Genomic DNA, 26,643 nt, shown 5'->3' on the forward strand with positions numbered 1-26,643 from the left:
CCATGGCAAGCATCGGAAAAATCCTGCGCCGCACCTTCCTGATCGGCTCTGCCGCTGTCGTGGGCGGCGTGGCCTTTGGCGCATATTACGTCACCCGCCCTGCTGCAAACCCGCTAAAGCCGGGTCGGGGTGAAACCGCCCTCAGCCCGTTTGTGATGATCGATCAGCAAGGCGTGACCCTGTTCGCCCCACGGGCCGAGATGGGTCAGGGGGTTATGACCACCTGGGCGGCGCTGATCGCCGAAGAGCTTGACGTCGAACTGGACGCCATCCGCGTGCTGCACGGACCTGCTGCGGCCGCCTATTACAACCACGCGCTGGTAGGCGAAGGCCTGCCAAACAAAGGTTACGACATCTCGGATTTTCAACACAATCTGGGTGAGGCTTTGGGCGTTCTGGGTAAAACGCTCAGCCTGCAGGTCACTGGTGGTTCAACCTCGATGAAAGATGGGTTCGAGCGGATGCGGATGGCCGGTGCCACTGCGCGCGAAACGTTGAAACAGGCTGCGGCGGACCGGCTGGGCATTGATCGGTCCCAGCTGAACACGGATAACGGCGCCGTAGTTGCGCCCGATGGAACCCGGATCGATTATGTTGATCTGGCCGAGGCAGCCGGACAAATCGAGCCGCCAGAGGCCGCTTTGCGCGATCCTGCCGAATGGCGACTGCTTGGCAAAAGCCAACCCCGCCTGGACATTCCCGGCAAATCGACCGGCACGGCCACGTTTGGGATCGACGTGCGCCCCGAAGGGCTCAAATTCGCCAGTGTGCGGATGAACCCCAGACTGGGGGGCGAGATGAAAAGCTTTGACGCGAGTGCCGCCGAATCCATGCCCGGCGTCGAAAAAATCGTCGACCTGGGCACGGGTGTTGCTGTCATTGCCAGCAACACCTGGCTGGCCATGCAAGCGGTCGAAGCCATTGAAGTCGACTGGGACGATGCCCCCTATCCACCTGAGACCGATGGCATCTTCAACGAGATCGCAAAGGCCTTTGACGCCGCTCCGAACTCGACCATGCGGGATGACGGTGATGTCGATGTCCTGCCCGAGGGTGCCACCGAAATCACGGCGGAATACACCGCGCCCTATCTGGCCCACGCCACGATGGAGCCGATGAACGCCACCGCGCTGTTCACAGGCACCAAGCTGGACCTGTGGTGCGGCAACCAGGCGCCGACCCTGATTCAGATGCGCGTGGCCAATGTGGCAAATCTGGAAACCGATGCGGTTGATATCCACACCACCTATCTGGGCGGCGGATTTGGCCGACGCGGAGAGTTGGATTTTGGCGAGATTGCCACCAAAGTCGCGATGGAAATGCCCGGCACCCCTGTGCAAACCACCTGGAGCCGCGAAGAAGACATGCGCCACGACTTCTACCGCCCTGGCGCGCTCGCGCGGATGCGCGGCGCCGTCAAGGACGGTCAGGCCGTATTGTTTGACGGCAAGGTCGCCTCACAATCCTGTACGCAGCAAGCTGTTGCACGCTATACCGGTTTGCCTGGTGCAGGCCCCGACAAGGTGTTGGTCGAGGGGTTCTTCAACCAACCCTACAGCGTGCCCAATTATCGCATGAGCGGCCACATCGCCGATCTGGCCGTTCCGGTGGGGTTCTGGCGATCCGTCGGCAACAGCCACAACGGGTTCTTTCACGAGACCTTCATGGATGAGATGGCCCACGTCGCCGGGCGCGACCCGCTGGAATTTCGCCTAGAGCTGGCCAAATCCGAACATGCCCCTTCTGCGGGGTGCCTTGAGGCCGTGCACGAAATGTCTGGCTGGACGGGCAAAACCCCAGACGGCGTCGGGCGTGGGGTCGCGCTGACCTACAGCTTTGGCACACCCGTAGCACAGGTAATCGAAGTGGTGGACGAAGACGGCACCATTCGGATCAATCGCGCCTGGATCGCCTGCGATATGGGCCTCGCGCTGGATCCGGCCACAGTCGAGGCACAGATGATCAGTGGTATGATCTATGGCCTGTCGGCGGCGGCCTTTGGCGAGATCACCTTTGCCGAGGGCGAAGTCGAACAGTACAATTTCCCTGATTTCGACGCCTTGCGCATCCACAACGCGCCGGTCACCGAGGTGCGTGTGCTTGAGACCAACAAACATCTGGGTGGCGCTGGTGAACCCGGGACGCCCCCGTCCATGCCGGCGCTTGGCAACGCTCTGTTCGACCTGACAGGCGAACGCGCACGCAGCCTGCCCTTGAACAAGCAATTCGATTTGCTGATGTAAAACAATGCGCCGACCCTGCGAGGGGTCGGCCTTTACCCTGTGCGCCTCAGATGGGCGTGCTCTTTACCCGCAGACCATGCGCGCGCGGCGTCGCCGAAAGCTTTGAACAGCGGGCGCGAGACCGGGTCGTTTGCCGCATCCCATTCCGGGTGCCATTGCACCGAAAGCGTAAAGCCCGGCGCGTCCTTGACATAAATAGCCTCAGGCGTTCCGTCCGGCGCGTGGCCATCTATCACGATGTTCTGACCAACAGTCTTGATCCCTTGCCCGTGCAACGTGTTGGTCATCACCTCTTGCGCCCCTAACAGCCGATGAAAGACGCCGCCTTCGCTCAGTGTGACGACATGGCGCAGAGCAAACTTTTCTTCCAGGGTCCCGTCCGGCGGCATCCGGTGGTTTTGCCGCCCCGGCAGGTCGCGGATCTCCGGGTACAGAGTGCCGCCCATGGCGACATTGACCTCTTGGAAACCGCGGCAAATGCCAAAGAAAGGCTGGCCCCTTTCGGCACAGGCCCGCACCAGAGGCAGCGTGATTGCATCGCGCGCGCGGTCAAATTCTCCATGCGCTTCGGTGGCCGTTTCACCGTATTCCTCGGGATGGACATTGGGTCGCCCGCCGGTCAGAAGAAACCCGTCACAAACCTCAAGCAATTCTTCCACCGACACGAACCGAGGGTCGGAGGGGATCAGCATCGGCAGGCATTCTGAGACATTCGAAACAGCATCAGAATTCATCGTTCCGCCAGCATGGGTCGGATATTGGTCATTCATCAGATAAGAGTTGCCGATGATTCCGACGACTGGCCTTGCCATTGCGTTTCCTCAGTCAGGTTTCAGTTTGAGAAAGCCTAACCACAAGAAAAAATGCGCGCAACGGCACACACCCTGCATGGTGGCGCAGGTGCGTGTTCAACTGCGCACATAGCCTGTTCGAACCGGTACGTCAGTCCGCAACCTGATCTCGTCGGAAGGACCTTCCGTCAGATTTCGCCCGCCAATCCGGCCCCTTCGATGCCCGCCATGGCGGCTTCGGCGTCGTTGTCCGAGGTATCACCGGTCACGCCAACTGCCCCGATCACCGCGCCTTTGCGATCCCGAACCAGCACACCGCCAGGAACCGGCACAACCTGCCCGCCATAGACGCCGTTGACCGCCGCCATGAAATAGGCCTGCCCCTCGGCGCGTTGCATCTGGGCGGTGCCGGCCATTCCCAGCATCACCGATCCATAGGCCTTGCCATGCGCAATGCCAAAACGACCGGGGGCTGCGCCGTCTTCGCGCTCGAACGCGATCACATGCCCGCCTGCATCCAGCACCACGACCGAGAGCGGTTTCAGCTCTTTCTCCCGGCCTTTTTCAATCGCCTTACGAATGATGGTGCGCGCTTTGCGCAAGGTAATTGCCATGCCTGATCCCTTTCATCTGGCGAAAAATACACACGTTCCTGACGGTGCTGTTAACCCAAGCTGGCCTTCAGTTCCAATCGACGCGCATGCAACACGGGTTCGGTATACCCCGAAGGTTGCACCCGGCCCTTAAAGACAAGATCACACGCCGCCTGAAACGCGATACCGTCAAAACCGGGCGACATCGGGCTATAGGCGGGGTCCCCTGCGTTCTGGTGATCGACCACAGCGGCCATCTTTTGCATCGCGGCCATGACCTGTTCCTGGCTGACCACGTCATGGTGCAGCCAGTTGGCCAGCGCCTGAGAGGAGATCCGGCAGGTGGCACGGTCCTCCATCAGACCGACATCATTGATATCGGGCACCTTCGAACAGCCAACACCCTGATCCACCCAACGCACGACATAGCCCAGGATACCTTGCGCGTTGTTTTCAACCTCTCGGGTGATTTCCTCTTCGCTCAGGTTGCGCCCGCCCAACAAGGGGACGGTCAGCAGATCCTCCAGCGTGCCCCGCGAACCGCCTGCAGAGAGTTCATCCTGACGGGCCAGAACGTCAACCTTGTGGTAATGCGTCGCGTGCAGCGTCGCCGCTGTGGGGGACGGAACCCAGGCACAGGTCGCACCCGATTGCGGGTGACCGATCTTGGCCTCAAGCATCTCATGCATTCTGTCGGGCATGGCCCACATGCCCTTGCCGATCTGGGCCTTGCCTTTCAGGCGGCAGGCCAGACCAATATCGACATTGCGATCTTCATAAGAAGCGATCCAGGGCGTGTTCTTGATGTCACCCTTGGGCAGCATGGGCCCGGCCTCCATCGAGGTATGTATTTCGTCCCCGGTGCGATCCAGGAACCCGGTATTGATGAAGGCCACCCGCGATTTTGCCGCGCGGATGCATTCCCGCAGATTGGCAGAGGTCCGGCGCTCTTCATCCATGATGCCCAGCTTCACGGTATTGCGCGGCAGGCCCAAAATATCTTCGACCATATCAAAGATCTCGACCGCAAAAGCGACCTCTTCCGGGCCGTGCATCTTGGGTTTGACCACATAGACCGACCCCGAGACCGAGTTTCCGCCCGCGCGCTGCAGGTCGTGCATCGCAATCAAAGTGGTGCAGAGCGCGTCCATCAGGCCCTCGCCGATCTCGCGCCCTTCGGCGTCCAAGACAGCGGGGTTGGTCATCAGATGCCCGACATTCCTCACCAGCATCAACGAACGACCTTTGAGTGTTCCCTGCTCGCCATTGGCCGCCGTATAGGTCACATCGCCGGACAGCTTGCGTGTGAATGTCTGCTTACCCTTGGTGACCTCTTCGGTCAGGTCACCTTTCATAAGGCCCAGCCAGTTGCCATAAGCGACCACCTTGTCTTCGGCGTCCACGCACGCCACCGAATCCTCGCAGTCCATGATCGTGGACAGCGCCGATTCCAGCCGTATGTCGGCGATACCTGCAGGATCAGTCGCGCCAGTCGTGCTGAATGGGTCGATCATGATCTGAATATGCAAGCCATTGTTTTTCAAGAGAACAAATTCAGGCTTATCCGGCGCACCTGCAAATCCGACAAATTGCGCGGGGTTGGCCAATGCTGGCGTCAGAACGCCATCGGCAATGCTCAGCCCCGAGACATCCGCCCACGATCCGGTGGACAGAGGCACGGCTTCGTCCAGAAACAACTTGGCCCAGGCGATCACGCGCGCGCCACGCGCTGTGTCATAGCCGCCTACCGATGGCAGATCACCCATTGCATCCGTGCCATACAGCGCATCATACAAGCTGCCCCAGCGCGCATTGGCCGCGTTCAGCGCAAAACGGGCATTAGTGATCGGTACAACCAATTGAGGGCCTGGCGTCAGGGCGATTTCCGGGTCGACATTGGCCGTTTCGATTTGAAAATCACCCGTTTCGTCGACCAAATAGCCAATTTCGCGCAAAAAATCCTGATACTCGCTGGGATCTGTGTCCTGCCCCTTGCGCGCAGCATTCCATCCGTCAATCCGGCTTTGGATATCGGCGCGCTTGGCCAACAGATCGCGATTCTTCGGGCCCAGCTCATTGACCAGACGCGCGAGCCCGCTCCAGAAATCCTCGGGTGAGACACCGGTTCCCGGCAGGGCCTGCGCCTCGATGAAATCGACCAGCACCCCATCGATCTGCAACCCGTTTCGGGTTTCTCTGCTGCTCATCTGATATTCTCCCCAATGGTGCGGTTTGGCATGCGCTCATGAATTAGGGCGAAAGTTTCCGATAGGCAACTTATGGTCATGGATTTCTGTTTCTTGGCTTCATGAAAGGAGCTTCAAAGCAGATGATAAGGTCGGTGCCTTCGGTTGCAGCCGACGCGCGATGCCCATAACGTCGCGCCTGATACCACCGATGCGAGGACACCATGCGCGACGCTGCCCCCACCACGATCTACCTCAAGGATTATGCACCTTTTGCCTATCTGGTGGACAATGTGCATCTGACATTCGATCTGGCCGCGCATGCCACGCGGGTGACCTCGCGCATTACCTTTCGGCCGAACCCTGAAGCGACGGGCACCGCGTTTTTCCTGCACGGTGAGGATCTGAAACTCATCCGTGCCAGCATTGATGGTGCCCCGGTCACCCCAAATGTCACCGACAAGGGGCTGACACTGGATGTCCCCGATACCCCGTTTGTGTGGGAGGCAGAGGTTGAGATCGATCCGGGCAACAATACCGCGCTTGAAGGGCTATACATGTCAAACGGCATGTATTGCACCCAATGCGAGGCTGAAGGCTTTCGCAAAATCACATACTATCCGGATCGCCCCGACGTGATGTCCACGTTTACCGTGCGCATCAACGGCGACCTGCCCGTATTGCTGTCAAACGGCAACCCGTCGGCCAAGGGTGACGGATGGGCCGAATGGACCGATCCTTGGCCCAAACCCGCCTATCTGTTTGCGCTGGTGGCCGGTGACCTGATCGCTCATCCCGGCCAATTCACCACCATGTCGGGCCGTGACGTCGAACTGAACCTCTGGGTTCGCCCAGGCGATGAGGGCAAATGCGCCTTTGGGATGGAAGCGCTGAAAAAATCGATGAAATGGGACGAAGATGTCTATGGCCGCGAATACGATCTGGACGTGTTCAACATCGTGGCCGTCGATGACTTCAACATGGGCGCGATGGAGAACAAAGGGCTGAACATTTTCAACTCGTCCGCTGTTCTGGCCAGCCCTGAGACCTCGACCGATATGAATTTCGAACGGATCGAGGCGATCATCGCGCATGAGTATTTTCACAACTGGACCGGCAACCGCATCACCTGCCGCGACTGGTTTCAACTGTGCCTGAAAGAGGGGCTGACCGTTTTCCGTGACGCGCAATTCACATCCGATATGCGCTCGGCCCCGGTGAAACGCATCCACGACGCCATCGACCTGCGCGCGCGGCAATTTCCCGAAGACAATGGGCCATTGTCACACCCCGTGCGACCCGAAAGTTTTCAGGAAATCAACAACTTCTACACCTCGACCGTATATGAGAAAGGCGCCGAAGTGATCGGTATGCTCAAACGCCTCGTCGGGGATCAAGCCTATGCCAAGGCACTGGACCTGTATTTCGACCGCCACGACGGTCAGGCCTGCACCATCGAAGACTGGCTGCAGGTGTTCGAAGACACAACCGGGCGCGATCTAAGCCAGTTCAAACGCTGGTACAGCCAATCGGGCACGCCGCGCGTAACTGTGTCAGAGGCCTGGAAGGATGGCACCTACACGCTAACGCTCTGCCAGCGGACCGACCCGACACCGGGGCAGTCGGAAAAGCTGCCGCAGGTCATTCCGGTGGCGGTCGGATTGCTAGGACCCAACGGCGACGAAGTGCGCGCGACCAAAGTGTTGGAATTGACCGAAGCAGAACAAAGCTTTGAATTCTCGGGTCTTGCGGCACGTCCCACGCCCTCGATCCTGCGGGAATTTTCGGCGCCGATAATACTGGAACATGACCACAGCAACGCCGAACGCGCCTTTTTGCTGGCGCATGACACCGATCCTTTCAATCGCTGGCAAGCCGGACGGTCGCTGGCCCAGGTCTGCCTGATCCGCATGATCACCGAAGAGGCCGCGCCAGACGCAGCCTATCTGGATGGACTTCTGGCCGTACTGCGCGACCGGGACCTGGATCCGGCCTATCGCGCGCTCATGTTGGGGCTGCCAACACAATCCGAACTCGCAGCCGCCCTGTTCGAAAGTGGCGTCACCCCGGATCCCATGGCCATCTGGGGCGCTGTAGAGACATTGCGTCAGGCTACAGCCCAGCACATGCAGGACCTTCTGCCCCGCCTACACAGCGAAGCCCTTGTGCAGGCGCCTTATTCACCGGATGCCCAGCAATCCGGCAAGCGGGCACTGGGCGGCGCAGCACTGGCCCTGACGACCCACCTGGATGGCGGTGCCAAGGCGGCGGAGGCATATGAGGCCTCGGACAACATGACCCAACAGCTCAGTTCTCTGTCCTGCCTGTTGCGCGCCAGCAAAGGTGAGGCCCAGTTGGCAGCCTTCCGCGATCAATGGCAGCATGACCGGCTTGTCATGGACAAATGGTTTGCGCTTCAGGTTTCAATGGCACCACCGGAGACCACCGCAAAGACGGCGGCGCGCCTGACACAACACGCCAGCTTCAATTGGAAGAATCCGAACAGATTCAGGGCGTTGTTCGGATCGCTGGCAGGCAACCATGCAGGGTTTCATCGGGAAGACGGTGCGGGATACGCCCTTTTGGCGGATTGGCTGATCCAGCTTGATCCGGTCAATCCGCAAACCACAGCGCGCATGTGCAGCGCGTTCCAGACCTGGAAGCGATATGACGCCGCACGTCAATCAAAGCTGCGCGCACAGCTGACCCGCATCGCTGAAACCCCTGATCTGTCACGCGACACGACCGAGATGGTCACGCGTATTCTGGGCACATGACCGAGCCTCAATCCGGCTTTGCGTTCAAACGCCACAATCGCGACAGCCGCACCGTCGTGATCCTGATCCTGGTATACGCCGCTTTGGCGAGCCTGCTGATCTTTCTGGACGCCGCCTTGTGGGTGGTTGCCCTGTTGGCGCTGGCAACGCTGCCGGCGCTTTGGGATATCATCCATGACACCACCGCAGGCACCAGTCTGGATGACGCTGAACTCCGCTGGCACTCGGGCAAACGGCACGGTCAGGTCAATCTGGCTGAGGTTGAGAAATTCCGCTTTGACACGCGCTGGGATTTTTCCGTGCGCGTGTCTGCGATCCTGAAATCGGGCAAAAAGCTGCGGTTGCCCGCCGAATCACTGCCACCCCATCGTGAGCTTGAAACCTTGCTGATGAACGCCGGCTGCACAGTAGAACGGCACCATTTTCGGGTCTTGTGAAACGATCCACGCCATCTGTGTGGATTAGACACTCCGGTGCAGTATTTCCTTTGTGCCGCCTTGAATTGGGCACAAATAGCCACCAAGCTCAAAGCGTTACCAGTTTGTACAAGTTCGAGTGTTGCCATGTTTCGGTCCCTGAGGGCGTTGTCTGCCCGCTTATCTTCTTCTCCTCCGTCTGAGGCCGTGGCTACGGGTGCCCCATCCCAGCATGAGGCCCGACCGATCTATGGTGCGGATCAGTTGAACATTCCCGTCGCAGAGCTGTGCGCAGGCGATCTGATCGGGCGCCACGCAATTGACCGAGGCCGCCATCTGGCGCGTCAGGACATGTGGGCGCAATTGTCGAAAGAGATGCGCGCCGCGGACCAAAACCGCGAAACCGCGCCATGCGGGCAACCCATCGCAGAACTGCTGGCCTTTGGTGCCCGTGCCGACGTGGTTTTAGCTGTGGAACATGCGCTGTCCGAAGAGAAAGCCATCTCGGACTATGATTTGCTCGGCGGCATATCCGAGCTTGAATCTGAGCTGCAAGATCACGCGAATGACCCGATGATCGGCCTTGTTGTGGCGCTCGCGCATATCGATTTGGCCTGGGCCTGGCGCGGAACCACGCGCGACACATCCATGCATCCGCAGCACTGGTCGCGCTGTGCAGCGCATTTTGATCGTGCCGCCGCCCTTCTGCCGGATTGCATCACTGCTGCACCAGACAGCCCGCTCATCGCAGCGGCGGAATGCGCCTTGTTTGCGGGGCAAGGTAAAACGCAGGGCCGCGTTGCGGACAAATATGAACGCCTGATTTCTCTGGACCCGCAGAACCATCGCCATATGCGATCCATGGGCAGCCACCTGCTGCCGCGCTGGTTCGGCAGTTATCAAGAGCTTGAATTGCAAGCGCTGCGTACAGCGGCGCGCACCCATGACGTCTGGGGGGCGGGCGGCTATACTTGGGTGCAGTTCGATGCCATTCAGCAAGACCACGATGCCCGCGCGCGGGTCGATGTCGATTATTTCATCGATGGGTTGCGCGATATCGTTCAGCGCCGTCCCGAACAGCAGATGATCAACCTGCTGGCCGCCTATTGCGCGATCACGCTGCCCATCGGGCGGGGCCTCAATCCGCAGGCGGATGAGAAACAGGCACAGATCAGCAGCGCGGCAGACTGGTTGATCCGCGATCACCTGACCGAGTTGCATCCGCTGATCTGGGCCCACGCCGCGGATGGGTTCAACAACAGCGTGCGGATCAACTCGCCCGAGCGTTTTGCTGCCCGAGGACACCGCGACGCGCTGCGCGCAATTGCCGATCTGTTCCGCGACGAACTGCACAACGGTAAATGCGTGACCTTCACCCCGGCGGGATTGCAACTGTCCGGCAACTGATCCTTTCGGCATTCCCGAAATTGCACCCTTGCCCCCCGGCCCTGCCGGGCCTAATACGCTGGCCTAGACTTATGTGGATATGAGGCGCGCCATGCTCGACCTGACATACGAAATGCCCAAAGTTAAAACCATTGCCGGGGCCAAGCACGATTGGGAACTGGTGATCGGGATGGAGGTGCACGCGCAGGTCTCATCTAATGCCAAGCTGTTTTCGGGTGCATCAACCCAATTCGGGGCCGAGCCGAATTCCAACGTGGCCTTCGTGGACGCAGCGATGCCAGGCATGCTGCCGGTGATCAACGAATATTGCGTGGAACAGGCGGTGCGCACCGGGTTGGGCCTGAAGGCGGATATCAATCTGAAATCGGCCTTTGACCGCAAGAACTATTTCTACCCCGACCTGCCGCAGGGCTATCAGATCTCGCAACTTTATCACCCTATCGTAGGCGAAGGCGAAGTGCTGGTTGAAATGGGTGACGGCACGGCGCGCATGGTGCGGATCGAACGCATCCATATGGAGCAGGACGCGGGCAAGTCGATCCACGACATGGATCCGCATATGTCCTTCGTCGACCTGAACCGCACCGGCGTTTGCCTGATGGAGATCGTCAGCCGCCCCGACATCCGTGGCCCTGAAGAAGCCGCAGCCTATATCGCCAAGCTGCGTCAGATCATGCGTTATTTGGGTACGTGCGACGGCAACATGCAGAACGGCAACCTGCGCGCGGACGTGAACGTCTCAATCTGTTTGCCGGGTGCTTATGAGAAGTATCAGGAGACGCAGGATTTCTCGCATCTGGGTACGCGGTGCGAAATCAAGAACATGAACTCGATGCGGTTCATCCAGCAGGCGATTGAAGTGGAAGCCCGCCGTCAAATTGCCATCGTCGAAGCCGGTGGTGAGATCGATCAGGAAACTCGTCTGTATGATCCTGACAAGGGTGAAACCCGCTCGATGCGGTCCAAGGAAGAAGCGCATGACTACCGTTACTTCCCCGACCCCGATTTGTTGCCTTTGGAGATCGAGCAGGCCTGGGTGGACGACATCGCCGACAAGCTGCCGGAACTGCCCGACGACAAGAAAGCACGCTTCATCCGCGAATTCGGCCTGACCGACTATGACGCATCGGTCCTGACTGCCGAAGTTGAAAGCGCCGCCTATTTCGAAGAGGTCGCCAAAGGCCGCAACGGCAAGCTGGCCGCAAATTGGGTGATCAACGAGCTGTTTGGCCGGTTGAAGAAAGAAGACCACGACATCACCGACTCACCCGTGTCTCCGGCGCAGTTGGGCGGGATCATCGACCTGATCGCCTCGGACGCCATTTCGGGCAAGATCGCCAAGGACCTGTTCGAGATCGTCTATACCGAAGGCGGCGACCCGGCGCAGATCGTGGAAGATCGCGGGATGAAACAGGTGACTGACACTGGCGCCATTGAGGCCGCACTGGATGAGATCATCGCCGCCAACCCGGCGCAGGTCGAAAAGGCCAAGGTGAACCCGAAACTGGCGGGCTGGTTCGTCGGTCAGGTGATGAAAGCCACCGGTGGCAAGGCCAACCCCAAGGCGGTGAACGAACTGGTGAGCAAGAAGCTGGGCGGATAAGCCCCGCACTACGGTATGCAACGGAGTCAGGCCCTCGGCTTGACTCCGTTTTCGTTTCCGCTCTTTCTTCGGCACCAGAGAGGTAGGTGCCATGCAGAAAAGATTTGATCAGGAACTCGAAGACCGGTTGATGCGGTATACGGCCATTGACAGCCAAAGCGACGCAACCTCAGCTTCGACCCCCAGCACTGAAATCCAGTTCGACATGCTGAACCTGCTACAGCAGGAACTGACCGAGATCGGTGCGCAGGACGTGGAACTGACCGGCGACAGCGTTGTCGTTGCGACCATTCCCGGTACCGCCGATGGGCCGACCATCGGGTTTCTGGCCCATGTGGACACCGCGCCGCAATTCAACGCAACCGGGGTGAAACCCCGTGTGATCAAAGGCTACAATGGCGGTGACATTAGCTATCCCGACGATCCCGATTTGGTGCTGTCGCCGGACGAGCACCCCTATCTGGCCGACAAGATCGGGCATGACCTGATCACCGCGTCTGGCACAACACTGCTGGGGGGTGATGACAAGGCGGGCGTTTCGATCCTGATGACCATGGCGCGGCACCTGCTGGAGAACAAAGACATCGCCCACGGGCCGGTCCGCATTGCCTTCACCCCCGATGAAGAGATTGGCCGCGGCGTGACCGAGCAATTGCCCAAGGATCTCAAGGCCGATTTCGCCTATACGCTCGACGGTCAGGACGTGGGCGAAATCGAATATGAAAGCTTCTCGGCCGATCTGGCGGTGATCAAGATTACCGGAGTTTCCATCCACCCCGGCTTGGCCAAGGACAAGATGGTCAACGCCGCACATCTGGCGGCCAAGATCGTGCAGACCCTGCCACAGGCCACCTTGACGCCCGAGGTGACCGATGGGCGCGAAGGCTTTATCCATATCACCGACATGAACGGCGGCTCGTCCGAGATGGAAATCAAGCTGAGCCTGCGCGATTTCGAAATGGACGGATTGGAAGCCCAGCGTAACATCGTTCGCCAGGTGTGCGAGGCCGTTCAGGCCACGGAACCCCGCGCGCAGATCACCTGCGACATCTCTCATCAATACCGCAACATGCGCTATTGGCTGGAAAATGATATGACGCCGGTTGATCTGGCGCGAGAGGCCTGCCGCGATCTGGGGATCGAACCGGTCTCGGTCCCGATCCGGGGCGGCACGGATGGGTCCCGCCTGACCGAGTTTGGCACCCCCTGCCCCAACATTTTCACCGGAATGCAGTGCATTCATGGCCCGCTAGAGTGGATTTCCGTTCAGGATATGGCATTGGCGACCGAACTTTGCCTATCTCTGGTCGGCAAGGCGGCGCGGGCTCAGGGCAACAGTGACGGTTGATTTTTGCCGAAACGCGAAGATCGCTTTCGCCCGCGCGTCAAAATGGTAACGTGCCCAAATATGCCAATCAGGAGCGGTTGATGCTGCACTACGAATACAAAGTTGTCCCCGCCCCTCAGAAAGGCACCAAGGCCAAGGGGGTCAAAACCTCGGAAGGCCGATTTGCCGTTTCCATCGAACAGCTTTTGAACAAGTTGGGCAGTGAGGGTTGGGAATACCAGCGCGCAGAATTGCTGCCCAGCGAAGAACGGACCGGTCTGACCTCGTCCACCGTGAACTGGCGCAATGTGCTGGTGTTCCGGCGGGCGTTGCCTCAGGCGTCTGCGCCCGAGGTTGTGGCGGAAAGCGCGCCGGAAGCACCGATGCAAACCGATGAAGGTGTCGCCATGGCCCGGCCTGTCCCAGGCCCCGAAGATATCGAACCGGACATTCGCGAACCAGTTGTTGCCCCGGCCCCGATTTCGCAAGAATCACAGGACCCGCCACTGACATTGAAAGCGTCGGATGATCATCCCGAAGACAGCGCCGAGGCCGAAGAAGCCAAGCGTTGACCCCGGCGCTTGCGTGCGAAAGCTCAGCTTTTTGTGATCTCACGGCCTGATCACGCCTCTGTTGCGTGAAAGTGAGGCGAAAGTCCGGCAAAACTGACATGGACCGAAGCGGAGGATACCATGGCATTTACGCGTCGCCAGTTTGCAGGACTTCTCGCCGCCGGGGCTTTGGCCCCAAGTGCATTGATGGCACAAGAAGACCCCGTTCTCACGGCTATTCGTTCAACCGTCTATGGCAGCCCATCGGATTTTGAAGCCGGTATGGCCTATCTGATGGAGCGCGGCGATCCCGATGTGGTTCCCGCCCTGCTGACCAGCATTCGCTACAATGGTCGCCGTCGTCGGGACATCATCAAGGTCATGGAAACCCTTTCGGGTCAGAATTTTGGCGAGGACTGGTTTGAATGGATGCTGTGGCAGGAACGCAATCCGCAACTGATCCCCCACCTCTCGCTGATCCCGTTTAAACGCGAGGTTCTGCTGGGCATTGACAAGAATTTTGACCTGTTCCTGCGCCCTGAATATCTGCAACCCGACCGGATGAAGATCCGGCTGGAAGAGATCAGCTGGGGTGGGGTCGTAAAGGATGGCATTCCGTCGCTTGACAATCCCAAGCTGTTGTCGGCCTCCAGCGCCGACTACATGAAGCCCGACGATCTGGTGTTTGGCGTCTCGATCAACGGGGATGAGCGCGCTTACCCGCTGCGGATCATGGGCTGGCATGAGATGTTCAACGAGGTCATCGGCGGCGTGCCAGTGGCCCTGGCCTATTGCACCCTGTGCGGTTCGGGCATCTTGTTCGAAACCAAACTGGACGGGTTCAGCAAACCGCTTGTCTTTGGCTCATCCGGGTTCCTCTATCGATCCAACAAACTGATGTTTGACCGCGAAACCCATTCGCTGTGGAACCAATACACCGGCAAACCTGTTGTGGGACCCTTGGTGGACAGCGGCATTGAACTAAAGCAGCGCCCGGTGGTCATCACCACATGGGACAGCTGGCGCACGTCCCATCCAAATACAAAGGTCCTGTCCCTCCAGACCGGGTATCGCCGCAACTACGGATCAGGTGTGGTTTATCGAGAGTATTTTGCCTCTCCGGACCTGATGTTCCCTGCTGTGGTCGATCAATCCCGACACCGCCAAAAGGACTATGTATTTACCGTGCGCCAGTTTGGCGCCGCGCGGGCCTGGCCGCTTGAGGCCTTTGCCAATAAGCCCGTGATCAACGACGCCATTGCGCAGCGTCCCTTGGTGCTGATTGGCGACCCCGAAACCCGCAGCGTTCGCGCCTATGAGAGGCAATCGAACCAGTTCAGCCCCACGGCACAGGGGTTGCAAAACGAGGCTGGTGAGGTCTGGCAAGTGACCGAAGATGCCTTGGTTTCCCCCGATGGTAAGCGGCTGGATCGCGTGGCCGGGCATATCTCGTATTGGTTTGCGTGGGACAACTATCTGGGCGATGCGGCCAGCGTCTATAGCGGCTGAGGTCAGGAATGCTCCTCGGCCGCCGTGGCGGCCAGGGCGCGGTTATAGGCCTTCAACGCATCCACGTGATAAAGCGCGCCGACCGGATTTTCGCGCCCGTCCTTTTCCATCACGACCACAGGAATGCACGTCACATCATCGCGGTCGAAATAGGGCATCGCGGCCTCCAATGTTGCGCTGGCCTTCACGCACATGCCCTGATCGATCAGCGCCTTGGCCTCGTCCGCCGTGATCGAGCGGGGATCGCCGATTGGCCGCATCACCGCCCCGGCCCGCACCATGGCCAACAGATAGGCCTGCGGGCCCGCCGCCAGATGCACGTTCCGACGCTCTAACTGAGTCAGGAAGAACGATCGGTCCACCAGCCGCGACGCCAGAGCCGTGGACATCGAAACCGACACCATAACCGCCAGACCGATCTGCCACTCACCGGTAAGCTCAAAGACGATCAGCGTGGTGGAAATCGGCGCACCGAGAACAGCCGCAGCAACCGCGCCCATGCCGGCGAAGGCATAGAGCGTGTCCGTTCCGGACACATCCGGCAGCAGGCCGGTCGCAACATACCCAAATGCCAACCCGGTCAGCGCCCCGATCATCAGTGACGGAGAAAAGACCCCGCCGCCCATACGCCCGCCCATCGTGATCGCCACTGCAACGGTCTTGACCACTGCAAACAGAATGGCAGTCGTCAGCACCAGATCCCCGGTCAGCGCCCGGATCGTCGTCTCATACCCGACGCCGATGATGTGCGGAAACCAAATGGCCAACAGACCCAGCAATGCTCCCGCAATCGCCGGGCGCAGCCAGCGCGGCAAGGACCAACGGTTCTGTAAATGTGTGCCGATGTCCTCGGCAAAGAAGACCGAACGCATCAGAACCACCGAAACCAGCCCGCAGATCAGGCCCAGGATCAGAAAGGCCGGAAGTTCGACATAGAATTGCAGCGAACCGGGTGTCTCCAACGCAAATTCTGTGACATCGCCATAGGCCAAGCGGTTGATGACTGTCCCTGCGACCGCGGCGATGACAATTGGTGCAAAGGCATGCACAGCGAAATGTCGCAACACCACCTCAAGCGCAAACAAAGCCCCCGCTATCGGTGCATTAAAACTGGCGGATACCGCCGCTGCAACCGCGCACCCCAACAGGTCGCGCCCGGTTATGCCATCCGCATGAATACGGTCGCTGACCCAAGTCGAGATCACGCCCGCCATGTGCACCACGGGTCCCTCGCGGCCTGTGGACCCGCCCGAGCTGAGCGTGATCAGCGAGGCAAAGAACGACGCTATGCCGGCTTTGACCTCAACCCGCCCGTTAGTAACCGCGGACCCTTCGATCACATCCGCGACCGACCGAACGCGCCCATCGTCGGTGAAACGGTGCAGAATAAAACCCACGATCAGCCCGCCAATGATTGGCGTGATCAGAATCCAGACCCAATGCAGCCTTTCCGCATGGCTGTGCAGCAGTAGGATATTTTCGGAACTGTAGAGAAAGCTTTGAAACTCTGCGATCGCCATGCGAAACCCAAGCGCCATGAAACCGGCCAAAATCCCGATCACCAGCGCGATGAACCAGAACTGAACCTGGCTGGGCCCGCGTTGTCGCAGAACCCGCCACGCGTCTTTCATCGCGGCAAGGGCCTGATTGATCTGGGTTCGCAATACGGCGCGGGTTGACTGGGTCATGTGCCTTCGAATGTCACCTGGTGACCCTTAGTAAGCCACGGTGCGCACATATTAAAGCCGGATCACGCGCGCTGACCGCGATCAGGCATCCAGCAGTGCCTTGGCTGCTGCGCGTGCTTCGTCAGTAATGGTATCGCCAGCGACCATTCGGGCAATTTCGTCCACGCGATCCGGGGTTGCCAAAGGCACCACAGTCGACAGGGTTTGCCCATCTGACACATGTTTTTGCACCCGCCAGTGATGCGCAGCACGCGCAGCAACTTGCGGCGAATGCGTCACGACCAGCACCTGCCCGCCTTGCGCCAGCGACGCCAGTCGCCGCCCGACCGCATCCGCGGTTGCGCCGCCAACCCCGCGGTCGATCTCATCAAAGATCATGGTGCGCGCGCTATCATCACCGCTCAGACAGACTTTCAACGCCAGCAGGAAACGGCTGAGCTCACCGCCCGAGGCGATCTTGTTCAGCGGCCCTGCTGGGGCGCCCGGGTTCGTTGCCACGGTGAACGCAACCGTCTCGGTGCCTTCGGGGCCCGGGTCGCCGGGTTCCAATGTGGTTGTGAAAACCGCGCGCTCCATCTTCAATGGGGCAAGCTCTGCCATCACCGCGCTATCCAGCAGGGTTGCCGCCTTGCGACGTAATGCGCCAAGGGAACGCGCCGCCTCGTCATAGGCCTGTTGCGCCGCGTCCACAGCGGCGCGCTTATCGGCGATATCCGCGTCTCCTGCATCTAGCTGGCCCAAACGGTCCCGCAAGGTCTGCGCGAAACTGCCCAGCTCATCCGGGGTAACATCATGCTTTCTGGCAAGCGCGCGTATCGCGAACAATCGCTCTTCCGCGGCCTCAAGTTCAGCCGGGTTGAATTCCAGCGCCTCAAGACAGGCGCCTACACCATCCTGCGCCTCGCCCAGCTCGATCAGGGCACGACCCAGAGCCGCAATAGGTTCTTCAAGCTGGCCACCTGCGCTTTCGCTCACGCCTTCAAGCCACCGGACCGCATCAGACATTGCACCCTCGGCGCCATCTCCGCCCAAAAGGGCAAAGGCACGGTCAACGTCATCGCGAATGCGCTCGGCGCTTTGCATCATGCGACGGCGGGCATCCAGTTCGGCGTCTTCGCCGGGTTGTGGATCAAGCTTGTCCAACTCGTCCACTGCATGGCGCAGGAATTCCTCTTCACTGCGCATCGCATCCAGCGCAGCTTGCGCTTCGGCCAGTGACTTTTGCGCTTTGGAAACCGCTGACCAGGCGGCCCGTGTCTTGGCAACATGCGGCTCTGCGCCCGCATAGGCATCCAGCATCGCGCGATGCCCGCGCGGGTTCAACAGCCCCCGGTCATCATGCTGGCCATGCAGTTCGATCAGCGTCTCGGAAAGGGCGCGCAGCACCTCGCCCGAGCAGCGCCGGTCATTAACCCACGCGGTCTTGCGCCCTTCGGCTGTGTTCACCCGCCGCAGGATCAGCTCATCCCCGCCGGGCAGGCCAGCCTCGTCCAGTATCGCACGGGCCGGGTGGCTTTGGGGCAGTTCGAACTCGGCCACAACCTCGCCCTGTGCCGCGCCCTGCCGAACCAGTTCCGCTCGACCGCGCCATCCCAGAACGAACCCAAGCGAATCCAGCAAAATGGACTTGCCCGCCCCGGTTTCCCCCGTCAGCGCGTTCAATCCCGGTTGGAAGGTCAATTCCAACCGGTCAATGATCAGCATGTCGCGAATATCGAGGGAACGCAGCATCGGGTCGTCAGCACCCCAAGCCAGTTACAGCCATTCACCCTTGACCGTCTGGCGGTAGATCGTTGAAAGCCAGTTGTTTCCTCGGCTCTTCAGATCAAGGCCACGGGACGTCAGCAAGGTATAGCTGGCATCGTACCACTCGGTCGATTGGTAGTTATAGCCCAGAATCGCACCGGCGGACTGGGCCTCATCAAAAAGGCCAAGGGACAGGTACGCCTCAACCAGACGGTGCAAAGCCTCGGCGGTGTGTGACGTGGTCTGGAAATCTTCGACCACAACCCGGAACCGGTTGATCGCGGCGGTGTAGTGATCCTGACGCAGGTAATAGCGCCCGATCTCCATCTCTTTGCCCGCCAGATGGTCAAAGGCCAGATCGAACTTGAGCACCGCCGACGTCGTATATTCGCTGTCGGGATAAACTTCGATCACTGTCCGCAGCGCCTGCAGCGCCTGAAAGGTCAGCCCCTGATCGCGGCCCACTTCGTCAATCTGATCATAGTAGCTGAGCGCCAGCAGATACTGGGCATAGGCTGCGTCTTCATCCGTTGGATAGAAGTCAATATACCGCTGCGCGGCGGCGCGGCTTTCGGCATAGTTCTTGTCGGAATGGAACGAGAAGGCCTGCATGATCAAGGCCCGCTTGGCCCAATCGGAATAGGGATAAAGGCGTTCCACCTCTGAAAAATACCATGCCGCGTCGTCTGATCGATTCTGCGACAGTTCGTATTCCCCGCGCGTGTAAATCTGCTCCGGCGTGAACCCTTCAAGGTTCTGGGAACGATCCGCGCCTGTGCGGCCAAAAAGGCCACCAGCGTTGCCACACGCCGTCAAAGTTGCCGCCAGAAGAATCGCACCTGCGAGTCTGACTGCCTCTTTGCTGCCAACCATTCCGCCCATCCTTGTCGATTTACTTAACGGGGAACGCCCCGGATCGGAGCTTGGTTTAGCACATAAAATTGCAGTGCAAAACGCCTTATGCGCTCTCTGTCGGAAATGTCGCCAGAGTTGATCAGGTTACGCGACCTGAGGGATTTCGCTGCGGATCAGGCCCTGGCCCGGCAGACGCTCGGCTTGTTCAGCGGTGCACAGGACGGGACGCACGGCGCCCGGCGTTTCGAACAGCTTGCGCAGCAAGGTGTTCGTCATCGAATGGCCGGACTTGTCGCCGGTGAAATGACCAAGGATCGGCCCGCCCGCCAGATACAGATCGCCCAACGCGTCCAGCATCTTGTGGCGCACGGCTTCGTCCGCGTGACGGAACCCACCCGGCGTCAGCACTTCGTCACCCTGAACCACGACAGCGTTGTCCAGTGTCCCACCCAGGGCAAGACCGTTTTCGCGCATCGCCTCGACATCAATACGACGGCAGAACGTGCGGCTGTCGCAAAGCTCGCGCGCGAAGGATCCATTGCGCATGTCCAGGGTCTTGGTCTGGCTGCCAATGGCACTGTCTTCAAAGTCGATATGGAATTCGATTTTCAGGCCATCGCAGGGTGCAATCGACGCCTGCGCGCCTTCACGCTCGACGGTGATTGGTTTGAGCACCTCATAGGCCAGCACCGGGCTGGCCTGACGGCGTACGCCTTTGGCCATGATGCCACGCACAAATTCCACGGACGAGCCATCCATGATCGGTACTTCGGGGCCATCAATTTCGATCAGCGCATTGTGGACACCGCAACCGGCCAAGGCTGCCATGATGTGTTCGACAGTCGACACAGAAACGCCCGCGTCATTGACCAGACGCGTGCACAGCTGCGTGCGTTCAACCACGTCATAGATCGCAGGGATCAGCGCATTGCCCAGCTCAATATCCGTCCGCTTGAACCAGATGCCATGCCCCGCCGCAGCAGGTTTCAGCACCATGCTCGCCGGTTTACCGCTATGCAGTCCGGTACCCGAAAACGTGACTGAAGATTTGAGCGTATTTTGCAATTTGGGCCTCAGAGAGTGGTGTCCAGCCTACGTCTGGCTGTGTTGCCCCATGAATTAAGGAAGCGTTAGTCAAGGCTCAACTCACTCTTTGCAACCGAATGAAACATGAATGTGACATTTCGGCAGAACCCTGCTTACCATTAATTAAACCATTGTTTTACAAATGAAAAGAGCCGCAGCATGGCGGCTCTTCAAGATCATTTTGTTATCGGAATCAGTTGGCCTGACGCCGCAAAAAGGCGGGTATTTCGATACGTTCCTGATCCGGATCGACATCATCCGCCGCAGGTGCCGTAGCGTCAGTTGCCCGCAATTCCGGCTGCTGACGGACAGGCTGCGCCGGTGTATCGGCGGCGTGGCCGGTCATCCGGTCGATCAGACGGTTGAACCCAAAGCGGGGCCGTTCCTCTTCGACTTGTGGCTGTGGCGCGGGTTCCTGCGGTCTCTCCGCAGCCAAACGTTGGCGGGCGTTGGGCACATTCTGGACCGCCGCCTGCAAGCGCTGCATCGCCGCCGGAGAGGGCGTACCCGGTGCCGGTGAACGCGGCGCTACATATTCTTCTGCCGCAGGCTCAACCGCCTCGGGCTGAGGTTCAAATTCGGCCACTTGCGGCTGATACGCCGGTGGAGGCAAGCCGTCATCGTCCTGCTCAGCTACAGCTGGCTGTTCGAACCGCGCATCCTGACGCTCTCGATCTTCCATCGATTCAAACAGGGTCGGCGCAATTGTGTCCTCCTGCTCGGCCTCGGGCGCATCAGGCGCCTCTGCGGCGGGCGCTTCCTCGGCGGAAACCGTGTTGGTCAGCGGGGCCGCCATGGAACGACGCGCAACCGGCACATCGGTCTGGACGTCGCTGGCATCGATGCCCGTTGCCACGACTGATACCCGCATTCCGCCTTCCATGGCGGTATCCAGCGTCGAACCGACGATGATATTCGCCTCTGGGTCGACCTCTTCGCGGATACGGTTGGCTGCCTCGTCCAGTTCGAACAGGGTCAGATCGTCGCTGCCGGTGATGTTGATCAGAACGCCCTTGGCGCCTTTCAGGCTGATTTCGTCCAGCAGCGGGTTGGCGATTGCCTTCTCGGCCGCCTGGATGGCGCGGTCTTCGCCGGTCGCCTCGCCGGTGCCCATCATCGCCTTGCCCATCTCGTCCATCACGGCGCGTACATCGGCAAAGTCGAGGTTGATCAGGCCGGGACGCACCATCAGATCGGTCACGCCTTTGACACCCTGATAGAGGACGTCATCCGCCATCGAGAACGCCTCGGTAAAGGTGGTCTTTTCATTGGCCAGACGGAACAGGTTCTGGTTTGGGATGATGATCAGCGTGTCGACAACCTTTTGCAGCGCATCAACACCGTCCTCGGCCTGACGCATGCGCTTGGCCCCTTCGAACTGGAAGGGTTTGGTGACCACGCCAACAGTCAGAACACCCAATTCACGCGCGGCCTGCGCGATGATCGGCGCAGCGCCGGTGCCGGTGCCACCGCCCATGCCGGCGGTAATAAAGCACATATGTGCGCCCGCCAGATGATCCACGATCTGTTCAATGCTTTCTTCGGCCGCTGCGGCACCAACGGTTGGGCGGGCCCCTGCGCCCAGACCTTCGGTCACCTTCACACCCAGTTGCACCCGCGCGGATGAGCGGCTTTGCTGCAGCGCCTGAGCGTCAGTGTTTGCAACGACAAATTCGACCCCGTCGAGTTGCTTTTCAATCATGTTATCGACAGCATTGCCGCCCGCGCCGCCAACGCCAAATACGGTAATCCGAGGCTTGAGTTCATCATGCCCGGGCATCGAAAGATTCAATGTCATGCTCTGTCCGCCTGTTTATAAGTTGCCGCAAAATGCGGTGTTTTTTGACCTATCCACATATGATTTTACCCAGCCTATCGCCAAACGTCACGCCAAAAATCACCAGATTCCACAAAATGTGGAGGAAATAAGGCGGAAAATCACGTCATTTCGCAGCAGGCGCGAAATCTAGCGGCCAAGCGCCGAGACGACACAACACACAAGCACCCACCTCAGCCTTTCAGAGGGTGAGTCGCGGTGTTTCTTCATTTTGTTTCACTGGCGGAAAACTGCTCGGGTCCTGCCGCCGGGCCTCTGTCGGGCCTTGTGGATATCTTTAGGGATAAATTCTTAACCTGCAACCCAGTATTCATCCGATCGGGGCGGCAGGACAATTCAGACCGTCCTCGGTAATGCTCTCAACCCGTTGGATTTCGGTATAGGCAAAGGTTGCCAGCCAGACCACCAAACTGTCCTCATAGATGTACGGCCACCAGCAGGCCTCTTCCCCTTCGGATTCATTTTCGTACAAAAAGCAAACCTGGCCGTTCGGCGTTGTAATCTGACCATAGACGCATCCCTCGCCCGCCTGTCGCCAGACTGACAGGGTCTTGCTGAGGAATTCTTCCGTCCCCACCAACTGACCGTCGGGGTAGCTGTGAAAGGATACTGTCTTTCCTTCGACCGCGCTCAGGAAGGCTTCGGGCGTGATGCGTGTCTGGCCGAAAGCCGCGGCTGCACACAAGCTGAAGGCAGCCGCAAGGATCGCTTTACCAATTGTCACGGAACCAACGCACCGCACGTTTGAAGGGGCGCGCCGAATAGGTATCGACGGGAATTTCGAAATCCCACCACTCATCCTGCGGATGCGCCGCGAACAGGCTGAGCCCAACGGCAGATGAAAAACCCGGCCCCGTGGCAGATTGCGGCAAGCCATGCACGCGCAGTGGACGGCCCAGGCGCACACGCTGGCCCAGAATGCGAGTGGCCAGCCCGTCCAGTCCCATGATCTGACTGCCACCGCCGGTCAAAACGATCTGTTGACTGGGCAAATGGTCAAACCCTGCTGCGTCCAAACGAGCACGCACCTCTTCCAGAATCTCTTCCACCCTTGGCCGCATGATCCCAATCAATTCGGCACGGCTGACAGTGCGACGGTCGTGTTCCCAATCACCGGTATCGCCACCGATATCGATCAGGTCGCGGTCGTCAGCCCCGGTGGCGTGTACCCCGCCATTGAAGGTCTTGATCCGTTCCGCCACGGCAGCCGGAACCCCAAGCCCCATCGAAATGTCCGAGGTCACATGGTCGCCGCCCATCTTGACACAATCGGCGTAGATCATGTGTTTCTTCATGAAGATCGACACGCTGGTCGTGCCGCCGCCCATGTCGATACAGGCGGCGCCCAGTTCCTGCTCGTCCTCGACCAGCGCGGAAATGCCCGACACATAGGCCGAGTTTGCAATGCCCGCCAGTTCCAGATCGCAGCGCTTGATGCAACGCACGATGTTCTGGATCGCCACCGCATCGACCGTCAGCATGTGCATATCCACGGCAAGGCTTTGACCCAACTGCCCGCGCGGATCAATCAGGCCCGAGCGGTTGTCGAGCGCGAAGTTCACCGGCTGCGCGTGCAGAACATCACGGCCCGCGCCATAGTCGGGCACATCACAAGCGTTCAGGACACGGCCAACCTCGGCCTCGGTGACAAGCTGCCCCTCCAGATCGACCTGCGCATCAAGGCCATAAGACCGGGGATTTGCGCCCGAGAAACACGCGATTACGTGATCGACGCGAATATCGGCCATCTTCTGTGCGGCTTGCAGAGCGGTGCGGATGGCGCGTTCGGTTTCCTGCATGGCGGTGACTTCGCCGAATTGCACCCCGCGCGAGCGCGTGGTGGCCGCCCCGATCACCCGGAACCCGGTCTGACCGGCCATCGACCCGATCGAGCTATCCTCGCTCAACCGCCCAGTGCCGTCGAAACGCAAAACAAGGCAGGCAATTTTGGAACTGCCAACATCCAAAATGGCCACAACACCGCGTTGCATTGCCTGTCTGCGCATTTGGCGCATTGCCCTTTGGGACTGATAAAGATCGGTCATCATGGTCTTACTGCTCGTCACTCACTGTCACTTTGGTATTCCACCACTCTTCGCTGGCGGTTTTGTTCATTCTGATGGTTGGCCTTGATCCGATGCGCATGTCGACTGCGGCGACATCACGCTCCAGCAGGTCCTGCACCTCGTTCACGGCCAACACACGTTCTAGCGCGCGCACCGGGCGCTCGGTCGGCAGCATGATGCGCTGTTTGCGGTCCAGAACCAGATCCCAGCGCCGCTCGCCCACGCGCACAAGGCCGCGGACCCGGTCGCCAAGGCTGCGCGCGGTGGTCAGGATTTCGATGGCTTCGGGAACATGCTTGTCGGCGCCCTTGCCTGCGATCAGCGGCAGATGCCCGTGATCGGCCCGCGCCGTCACACGTTCGACATGCGCACCGGTTTCATCCAGCAACTCAATCCCGTCGCGCGTCCGCCAGAGGATGACCGGCTGACGTTCGACCACATCGACCTGCAAGATGCCCCCAGGGCGGATGCGCACGGTGGCCGTTTTTACAGGGTCCAGCCCGGTGATCGTGTCGCGGATCTGTTCCACATCCAGATCCCAGGAACTGAGCGGGAAATCCAACGGCACAACTTCGCGAATATCTTCGGACAAACCCGACCCGGCGCCATCGATGGCCATCAGATTGACCATGAATTCGGGCCGTTCCTGAATCGATGTCTTGATGCCTGCGACATAGGTCGAAACCGCTTCGCGACGGTCCTCCGAGCCAAACCAGATCGCCACGGCCCCCATGATTGCGCAGATCGGCAGACCCAGTCTGACCCCCCTGCGAAATCCGGGCGTCAGCATCAGGCGCTGGAACCGGTAGCTCAGGCGTGACGGAGTTGGGTCGCTGCGCCCGGCAGAGCGACCAAACAGCTTCAGGCGGAGTTTGGGCTGCGAACCAGATACTTCTACGGTGGCCGACTGAAATTCAGCATCCTGCCCGGCCACAGATTTGGACCGGTGAATGACCGGAGCGCGGGTGGCGGTCAACGGTCGCATGAGGCGTCCTCCACCATCCAGGCGCAAAGCCGGCCGAATGTCATACCACAATGCGCCGCTTGTTCGGGTGCAAGCGAGGTTGGTGTCATACCGGGCTGGGTGTTGGTTTCCAGCAGGAACAGCCCGTCGGCCCCCAGCGCATCATCCCAGCGATAATCCGTGCGGCTGACACCACGACAGCCCAACGCGTTATGCGCCTTCACCGCATAGTCCATGCAGCGGTCAAAGATTTCCTGCGGAATGTTTGCAGGCAGCACATGCCAGGACCCGCCCGGCTTGTACTTGGCGTCATAGTCGTACCAGCCGCCATCGGTCATGATCTCGGTCACCGTCAAAGCTCGGTCGCCCATGACAGTCACGGTCAGTTCGCGGCCTGCTACATATTTCTCGACCATGACATGTTCGGGCATGTCATCGGACAGTTGCGGCGGGCCGTTGGCGTTTTCATGCACAATATAGATGCCGACGCTCGAGCCTTCGTTGTTGGGCTTGGCCACGTAAGGCGGCTCCATCACATGGGCCTCGACCACCTCAACCTTTGGGGCGATCACGCTGGGAACGACCGGCAGACCTTCGGCCTGATAGACCTCTTTGCTGCGCTGTTTGTCCATCGCAAGGGCCGAGGCCAGAACGCCGGAATGCGTATAGGGGATGCGCATCCATTCCAGCAAACCCTGCACGCAGCCATCTTCACCCCAGCGGCCATGCAGGGCGTTGAAAACCACATCCGGCTTGATGTCCAATAGGCGCGCATAGAGGTCGGGACCTGCGTCCAGCTCGACCACTTCAAAGCCTTCTCCCACAAGGGCGGCTGCGCATTCGCGCCCGCTGCTGAGTGACACCTCGCGTTCCGACGAGGGGCCGCCCATCAATACCGCCACTTTGGGGCTTGTCCTGCTCGACATACCCAACGTGCGCCTCAATGTCCCCGGACCTTATGTGGTGGTCCGTACTGCGTTTATGCCTTTGATCCGTCG

The 26,643-nt window shown here is 59.7% G+C and carries 20 protein-coding genes; 8 read left to right on the top strand and 12 right to left on the bottom strand.

Annotated elements, in window-relative coordinates; all coding sequences use genetic code 11:
- The first annotated feature begins 2 nt into the window (after nucleotides 1–2).
- On the top strand, nucleotides 3–2,243 hold the full coding sequence (locus ACR0AG_RS06280) for a xanthine dehydrogenase family protein molybdopterin-binding subunit (RefSeq protein WP_480837420.1): 2,241 nt from the start codon (nucleotides 3–5) through the stop codon (nucleotides 2,241–2,243).
- 32 nt (nucleotides 2,244–2,275) lie between these two features.
- On the opposite strand, the gene ACR0AG_RS06285 is transcribed toward ACR0AG_RS06280, so the two are convergent.
- The 3 genes from ACR0AG_RS06285 to ACR0AG_RS06295 form a co-directional block, all read right to left on the bottom strand.
- The gene (locus tag ACR0AG_RS06285) at nucleotides 2,276–3,055 is read right to left on the bottom strand and encodes a gamma-glutamyl-gamma-aminobutyrate hydrolase family protein (RefSeq protein ID WP_480837421.1); all 780 of its coding nucleotides are present in this window, start codon (nucleotides 3,053–3,055) and stop codon (nucleotides 2,276–2,278) included.
- Nucleotides 3,056–3,222: 167 nt separating this feature from the next.
- On the bottom strand, nucleotides 3,223–3,648 hold the full coding sequence (locus ACR0AG_RS06290; protein WP_480837422.1) for a GlcG/HbpS family heme-binding protein: 426 nt from the start codon (nucleotides 3,646–3,648) through the stop codon (nucleotides 3,223–3,225).
- 50 nt (nucleotides 3,649–3,698) lie between these two features.
- Nucleotides 3,699–5,834, bottom strand: coding sequence for a malate synthase G (locus ACR0AG_RS06295; protein ID WP_480837423.1), 2,136 nt, complete (start codon nucleotides 5,832–5,834; stop codon nucleotides 3,699–3,701).
- Between the two features lie 203 nt (nucleotides 5,835–6,037).
- On the opposite strand from ACR0AG_RS06295, the gene pepN reads away from it, so the two are divergent.
- From pepN to ACR0AG_RS06330, 7 genes are all read left to right on the top strand, one after another.
- Nucleotides 6,038–8,590, top strand: a complete 2,553-nt coding sequence (gene pepN / locus ACR0AG_RS06300) for an aminopeptidase N (protein ID WP_480837424.1) — start codon at nucleotides 6,038–6,040, stop codon at nucleotides 8,588–8,590.
- Complete coding sequence (locus ACR0AG_RS06305) at nucleotides 8,587–9,027, top strand: hypothetical protein (protein WP_480837425.1); 441 nt, start codon at nucleotides 8,587–8,589, stop codon at nucleotides 9,025–9,027. Before pepN ends, ACR0AG_RS06305 begins: the two co-directional genes overlap by 4 nt.
- Nucleotides 9,028–9,213: 186 nt before the next feature.
- A complete protein-coding gene (locus ACR0AG_RS06310; protein WP_480837426.1) occupies nucleotides 9,214–10,413 on the top strand; it encodes a hypothetical protein in 1,200 nt (399 codons plus the stop codon).
- A gap of 91 nt (nucleotides 10,414–10,504) precedes the next feature.
- The gene (gene gatB, locus ACR0AG_RS06315) at nucleotides 10,505–12,016 is read left to right on the top strand and encodes an Asp-tRNA(Asn)/Glu-tRNA(Gln) amidotransferase subunit GatB (RefSeq protein WP_480837427.1); all 1,512 of its coding nucleotides are present in this window, start codon (nucleotides 10,505–10,507) and stop codon (nucleotides 12,014–12,016) included.
- Nucleotides 12,017–12,107: 91 nt separating this feature from the next.
- A complete protein-coding gene (gene pepT / locus ACR0AG_RS06320) occupies nucleotides 12,108–13,364 on the top strand; it encodes a peptidase T (RefSeq protein ID WP_480837428.1) in 1,257 nt (418 codons plus the stop codon).
- 80 nt (nucleotides 13,365–13,444) lie between these two features.
- The gene (locus tag ACR0AG_RS06325; RefSeq protein WP_480837429.1) at nucleotides 13,445–13,915 is read left to right on the top strand and encodes a DUF4177 domain-containing protein; all 471 of its coding nucleotides are present in this window, start codon (nucleotides 13,445–13,447) and stop codon (nucleotides 13,913–13,915) included.
- Between the two features lie 120 nt (nucleotides 13,916–14,035).
- Nucleotides 14,036–15,403 (top strand): DUF3179 domain-containing protein, encoded by a 1,368-nt coding sequence (locus ACR0AG_RS06330; protein WP_480837430.1) that lies wholly within the window; start codon nucleotides 14,036–14,038, stop codon nucleotides 15,401–15,403.
- Between the two features lie 2 nt (nucleotides 15,404–15,405).
- On the opposite strand, the gene ACR0AG_RS06335 is transcribed toward ACR0AG_RS06330, so the two are convergent.
- From ACR0AG_RS06335 to ACR0AG_RS06375, 9 genes are all read right to left on the bottom strand, one after another.
- Nucleotides 15,406–17,091 carry a chloride channel protein gene (locus ACR0AG_RS06335; RefSeq protein WP_480837431.1) on the bottom strand — a complete coding sequence of 562 codons (1,686 nt, stop codon included), beginning with the start codon at nucleotides 17,089–17,091 and terminating at the stop codon, nucleotides 15,406–15,408.
- A gap of 81 nt (nucleotides 17,092–17,172) precedes the next feature.
- The gene (gene recN / locus ACR0AG_RS06340; RefSeq protein WP_480837432.1) at nucleotides 17,173–18,822 is read right to left on the bottom strand and encodes a DNA repair protein RecN; all 1,650 of its coding nucleotides are present in this window, start codon (nucleotides 18,820–18,822) and stop codon (nucleotides 17,173–17,175) included.
- A 24-nt stretch (nucleotides 18,823–18,846) separates the two neighbouring features.
- Nucleotides 18,847–19,710 (bottom strand): outer membrane protein assembly factor BamD, encoded by an 864-nt coding sequence (locus ACR0AG_RS06345; RefSeq protein WP_480837433.1) that lies wholly within the window; start codon nucleotides 19,708–19,710, stop codon nucleotides 18,847–18,849.
- A 126-nt stretch (nucleotides 19,711–19,836) separates the two neighbouring features.
- Nucleotides 19,837–20,757 (bottom strand): UDP-3-O-acyl-N-acetylglucosamine deacetylase, encoded by a 921-nt coding sequence (gene lpxC, locus ACR0AG_RS06350; protein ID WP_480837434.1) that lies wholly within the window; start codon nucleotides 20,755–20,757, stop codon nucleotides 19,837–19,839.
- A 214-nt stretch (nucleotides 20,758–20,971) separates the two neighbouring features.
- Nucleotides 20,972–22,576 carry a cell division protein FtsZ gene (gene ftsZ / locus ACR0AG_RS06355; protein WP_480837435.1) on the bottom strand — a complete coding sequence of 535 codons (1,605 nt, stop codon included), beginning with the start codon at nucleotides 22,574–22,576 and terminating at the stop codon, nucleotides 20,972–20,974.
- A gap of 349 nt (nucleotides 22,577–22,925) precedes the next feature.
- A complete protein-coding gene (locus ACR0AG_RS06360) occupies nucleotides 22,926–23,339 on the bottom strand; it encodes a hypothetical protein (protein ID WP_480837436.1) in 414 nt (137 codons plus the stop codon).
- The gene (gene ftsA, locus ACR0AG_RS06365; RefSeq protein WP_480837747.1) at nucleotides 23,326–24,660 is read right to left on the bottom strand and encodes a cell division protein FtsA; all 1,335 of its coding nucleotides are present in this window, start codon (nucleotides 24,658–24,660) and stop codon (nucleotides 23,326–23,328) included. Before ftsA ends, ACR0AG_RS06360 begins: the two co-directional genes overlap by 14 nt.
- A 7-nt stretch (nucleotides 24,661–24,667) precedes the next feature.
- Complete coding sequence (locus ACR0AG_RS06370) at nucleotides 24,668–25,666, bottom strand: cell division protein FtsQ/DivIB (protein ID WP_480837437.1); 999 nt, start codon at nucleotides 25,664–25,666, stop codon at nucleotides 24,668–24,670.
- The gene (locus ACR0AG_RS06375) at nucleotides 25,654–26,571 is read right to left on the bottom strand and encodes a D-alanine--D-alanine ligase (RefSeq protein ID WP_480837438.1); all 918 of its coding nucleotides are present in this window, start codon (nucleotides 26,569–26,571) and stop codon (nucleotides 25,654–25,656) included. Before ACR0AG_RS06375 ends, ACR0AG_RS06370 begins: the two co-directional genes overlap by 13 nt.
- Nucleotides 26,572–26,643 lie beyond the last annotated feature (72 nt).

This window comes from Ruegeria sp. H6, assembly GCF_056532975.1.

Bases quoted from the DNA above. Each gene is read 5' to 3' on its own strand.
- ACR0AG_RS06280 (WP_480837420.1), top strand. From the start codon at position 3: ATGGCAAGCATCGGAAAAATCCTGCGCCGCACCTTCCTGATCGGCTCT.
- ACR0AG_RS06285 (WP_480837421.1), bottom strand. From the start codon at position 3,055: ATGGCAAGGCCAGTCGTCGGAATCATCGGCAACTCTTATCTGATGAAT.
- ACR0AG_RS06290 (WP_480837422.1), bottom strand. From the start codon at position 3,648: ATGGCAATTACCTTGCGCAAAGCGCGCACCATCATTCGTAAGGCGATT.
- ACR0AG_RS06295 (WP_480837423.1), bottom strand. From the start codon at position 5,834: ATGAGCAGCAGAGAAACCCGAAACGGGTTGCAGATCGATGGGGTGCTG.
- pepN (WP_480837424.1), top strand. From the start codon at position 6,038: ATGCGCGACGCTGCCCCCACCACGATCTACCTCAAGGATTATGCACCT.
- ACR0AG_RS06305 (WP_480837425.1), top strand. From the start codon at position 8,587: ATGACCGAGCCTCAATCCGGCTTTGCGTTCAAACGCCACAATCGCGAC.
- gatB (WP_480837427.1), top strand. From the start codon at position 10,505: ATGCTCGACCTGACATACGAAATGCCCAAAGTTAAAACCATTGCCGGG.
- pepT (WP_480837428.1), top strand. From the start codon at position 12,108: ATGCAGAAAAGATTTGATCAGGAACTCGAAGACCGGTTGATGCGGTAT.
- ACR0AG_RS06325 (WP_480837429.1), top strand. From the start codon at position 13,445: ATGCTGCACTACGAATACAAAGTTGTCCCCGCCCCTCAGAAAGGCACC.
- ACR0AG_RS06330 (WP_480837430.1), top strand. From the start codon at position 14,036: ATGGCATTTACGCGTCGCCAGTTTGCAGGACTTCTCGCCGCCGGGGCT.
- ACR0AG_RS06335 (WP_480837431.1), bottom strand. From the start codon at position 17,091: ATGACCCAGTCAACCCGCGCCGTATTGCGAACCCAGATCAATCAGGCC.
- recN (WP_480837432.1), bottom strand. From the start codon at position 18,822: ATGCTGCGTTCCCTCGATATTCGCGACATGCTGATCATTGACCGGTTG.
- ACR0AG_RS06345 (WP_480837433.1), bottom strand. From the start codon at position 19,710: ATGGTTGGCAGCAAAGAGGCAGTCAGACTCGCAGGTGCGATTCTTCTG.
- ftsZ (WP_480837435.1), bottom strand. From the start codon at position 22,576: ATGACATTGAATCTTTCGATGCCCGGGCATGATGAACTCAAGCCTCGG.
- ftsA (WP_480837747.1), bottom strand. From the start codon at position 24,660: ATGACCGATCTTTATCAGTCCCAAAGGGCAATGCGCCAAATGCGCAGA.
- ACR0AG_RS06370 (WP_480837437.1), bottom strand. From the start codon at position 25,666: ATGCGACCGTTGACCGCCACCCGCGCTCCGGTCATTCACCGGTCCAAA.
- ACR0AG_RS06375 (WP_480837438.1), bottom strand. From the start codon at position 26,571: ATGTCGAGCAGGACAAGCCCCAAAGTGGCGGTATTGATGGGCGGCCCC.